The 2,914-nt window shown below is 42.7% G+C and carries 5 protein-coding genes; all 5 read right to left on the bottom strand.

What is annotated here, in order from left to right; genetic code table 11:
* Positions 1 to 339: 339 nt before the first annotated feature.
* The 5 genes from ACTRDR_RS14675 to ACTRDR_RS14655 all read right to left on the bottom strand — a co-directional run bounded on the left by ACTRDR_RS14675 (position 340) and on the right by ACTRDR_RS14655 (position 2,784).
* A complete protein-coding gene (locus ACTRDR_RS14675) occupies positions 340 to 555 on the bottom strand; it encodes a PF20097 family protein (protein ID WP_022154442.1) in 216 nt (71 codons plus the stop codon).
* Positions 556 to 558: 3 nt separating this feature from the next.
* On the bottom strand, positions 559 to 1,005 hold the full coding sequence (locus ACTRDR_RS14670) for a helix-turn-helix domain-containing protein (RefSeq protein WP_440528364.1): 447 nt from the start codon (positions 1,003 to 1,005) through the stop codon (positions 559 to 561).
* Between the two features lie 63 nt (positions 1,006 to 1,068).
* Positions 1,069 to 1,692, bottom strand: coding sequence for a TetR/AcrR family transcriptional regulator (locus tag ACTRDR_RS14665; protein ID WP_440528362.1), 624 nt, complete (start codon positions 1,690 to 1,692; stop codon positions 1,069 to 1,071).
* A gap of 122 nt (positions 1,693 to 1,814) precedes the next feature.
* Positions 1,815 to 2,303: an HD domain-containing protein gene (locus ACTRDR_RS14660; protein ID WP_176866112.1), complete on the bottom strand. Its 489-nt coding sequence runs from the start codon at positions 2,301 to 2,303 to the stop codon at positions 1,815 to 1,817.
* Between the two features lie 28 nt (positions 2,304 to 2,331).
* Positions 2,332 to 2,784 carry an 8-oxo-dGTP diphosphatase gene (locus tag ACTRDR_RS14655; protein ID WP_440528361.1) on the bottom strand — a complete coding sequence of 151 codons (453 nt, stop codon included), beginning with the start codon at positions 2,782 to 2,784 and terminating at the stop codon, positions 2,332 to 2,334.
* Positions 2,785 to 2,914: the final 130 nt, after the last annotated feature.

Genomic DNA, 2,914 nt, shown 5'->3' with positions numbered 1-2,914 from the left:
TCCATTTCTCCGTTTGGAGAAACTCCGATGCACTCAACAGGCTAAAGCCCATAAACAAAAGAAGCATCACACGATGCTTCCTCTGCATGAATCTCTATGCACAACAAATCAAAGTACGACCGTCACTTTCCACAGACAGCTGTACCATGCTTGCAGGAAAAAGCACCGTGTTTTCTACTTCGCCCATAATCATCGCAACTGTCCATGAAATTCACCTCCAACTTGTTTTTTCCGTGGTTATAGTAGCACTGTGCCTTTTATTTTGCAAGCTGTTTTTCTTATTTTTTACTTATCGGATAAAGATACATTCTATCTGTCTCAACTCTCATGGCATTCCCTTTAGTAATGAATCACCAGCATTCTGCATTCTTCGCAGCATTCTGCTTCTATTTGTGTTCTGTGACTGGGTTTGAGCTTTGTAATTTCTACAAAACCATCTGCATTTTTTGCATTTTCAAATACTCCGGGAACTTCATTTGCGAAGCTGAAAGCTCCATCCTTACTGCTGAATAAATAACCTTTCCTCATTTCTTTTCCACAATTTGAACACTTCATATTCTAATCCTCCGCAATCATTTTTCTGCTTAGTTCCAGCGCACTTTTTAACTGGCTTTCAAACTTTTCTGCCTGTATCAGGGCAATGCCTTCTTCATCGCCCAATACCACCAGACGGGAGCCCTCCTGCAATCCATACTTGTCTCTCGCCTCTTTCGGAATTACGATCTGTCCGCGATTGCCCAGCTTCACCGTTCCCCATAAAAATTTTCCTTCCGGTGGCGGAGCCATTTTGGTATTCCCGACTTTTTCATCATAGTGCATCAAAGCATCCAGCTTAATTCCGTAGAAGGATGCAAGTCTGTCACATTTTTCAATATCCGGAACCGTCTCCCCCTGCTCCCATTTAGCATAAGACTGTCTTGAAATTTCCACTACTTCTGCCACTTGTTCCTGTGTGAGTCCCTTTAAATTACGTAGCATCACAAGATTCTCTGACAACATGATCATCACTTCCTTTCTGACATCTTCATTATAGGTTCTGTTGGATTAGATTTACACCATACAAACTTGTCAGCTTTTTCGGATCTGTGTTAACTTTGGTTGCTTTATCCATTCCTGTGCCATGCTGCCGATCGCCGATGCAAATTCTTTTTTTACTTTTTCCTTATCGTCTGCGCCATCATATACGCTATAATAAAAATACATCGTTGCATAAAATCGGACTGCGTTCTCTTCGGCATGCGCAATTTCCATGCTCTCAAATAAATCTTTCACATATGCTGCGGGTCCGGACGAAAGATATTGCTGATATAATCCCTGCATCTCTTCACTCCGAAACTGCTCTATTGTCAACATCTTCCGAAACGATGATGCGAAATCATCCTCTGTCCAGTATGCAAACATAGACTTGCTATATTCGACAAATTCCTCCAAAGACACTGTCTTGTACTGATCCGGCATACTCTCTTTATCATCTTCCGGCATGTCATACTCTGCAGCCTGCTCGCTGTCTCCCTGCTCCATGCGCTCTACAATGCAGTCAAAAATATCTCTTTTACTCTTGTAATGGCGGTATAATGCTCCTTTCGTCATGTCAAGCTCTCCGGCGATCTGACTGACTGAGACAGCTTCATAGCCATCTCTGGCAAACAGATGCAGAGCTACCGTTAATATTTCTTCTTTTCTATTTCTCATGTGGGATCTCCTTATTTCTGTTTCCTTTCGTCCAGCCAAACATCGTTTTCTAATCCGAATCCTCATTGGTCTCAAAACACAGCAGTATCTGCTCTCCGGTGGTCTTTTCATTCACAAAAAAGTCACGCTATATCATACATCTCTCTGCAGATCTTTTTCCCGGTTTCCGTCCGAAAAATATTCTGATAGGTGTTCTGCAAGGTTTCTTCAGACAGTTCGTCCTCACACATGTTTACAAGGAAATCCGCTTCCACCAAAATCTGATAATCGATTCCATCTATATTATTGTAGGTATGATGATGGGCGATCAGATACTGTACCCGCTCGGAAACTTCTCTGGAAAAACCAAGCTCTGCCAGCAGCTTTTCGGCAATGGCCGGACCTTCTTTTTCCTGTAATTTTCCGTTACAGTTTCCGTATTTTTCTTCACACAGATGGATGCCGATATCGTGAGTCAGTGCTGCTGTCTCCAAAATAAATAAGGTCTTAGCATCCACATTCTCCATTTCCGCAATCAGTTTTGCATAGCTGTGTACCTTGCAAAAATGCTGAATGCGCTTTGCATCTCCATGGTAAAGTCCGATCATTGCCATATGTAATTTGTTGATCATTTTATTTTCCTCCTGCCTCCGAAATATCCTACTGAATCTTTGATACAATGCCTTCTTCCGTCAGTGTCTGCAAACATTCCTGTGCATCTTCATCATGCATCATCTGCCACACCTGCTCCATACCGGGTGCCAGCGGCTTCTTCAAAAACTCTTCTCCGGAGATCCAGTAGACCTTTCCCTCCTCGGATGAGATCAATTTTCCTTCATATTCCGACGTTTTATATAAAAAGCCCACACTCTTTATATCCCCTGTCATCCAGTGATAAATGCCGGTCAGTCTTGGATTTTGAATCGTCAGTCCGGTCTCCTCATAAATTTCCCGGATCACCGACTCCCTAAAGGTCTCCCCAGGCTCCACATGCCCGCCGGGAAACGTCGTTCCCGAATAATTCTTCCCCACCTTGTCCAGCGCCACCACATTACCTTCTTTATCATAGACCATACACATATTCATGAAAATCACTTTTTCAATTCCAGCCATTACTCTCACTCATTTCTCTAAGATAAACCTAATATAACATAATCTTGCTATAGCGGCAAATCAAGTTAGTGTAACTTGAGAGTTACGAGCCATGCAAAAATAGAACGGAATGCCTCGGTGGGAGCTTGCT

The organism is Simiaoa sp. (assembly GCF_051972595.1).
Lineage (GTDB): Bacteria > Bacillota > Clostridia > Lachnospirales > Lachnospiraceae > Acetatifactor > Acetatifactor hominis.
This window is presented reverse-complemented; position numbering and strand designations above follow the sequence as displayed.

What these genes read in the sequence shown, in the direction of transcription:
- ACTRDR_RS14660 (WP_176866112.1), bottom strand. Translation starts at nt 2,303, where the DNA reads ATGATCAACAAATTACATATGGCAATGATCGGACTTTACCATGGAGAT.
- ACTRDR_RS14675 (WP_022154442.1), bottom strand. Translation starts at nt 555, where the DNA reads ATGAAGTGTTCAAATTGTGGAAAAGAAATGAGGAAAGGTTATTTATTC.
- ACTRDR_RS14655 (WP_440528361.1), bottom strand. Translation starts at nt 2,784, where the DNA reads ATGGCTGGAATTGAAAAAGTGATTTTCATGAATATGTGTATGGTCTAT.
- ACTRDR_RS14670 (WP_440528364.1), bottom strand. Translation starts at nt 1,005, where the DNA reads ATGATCATGTTGTCAGAGAATCTTGTGATGCTACGTAATTTAAAGGGA.
- ACTRDR_RS14665 (WP_440528362.1), bottom strand. Translation starts at nt 1,692, where the DNA reads ATGAGAAATAGAAAAGAAGAAATATTAACGGTAGCTCTGCATCTGTTT.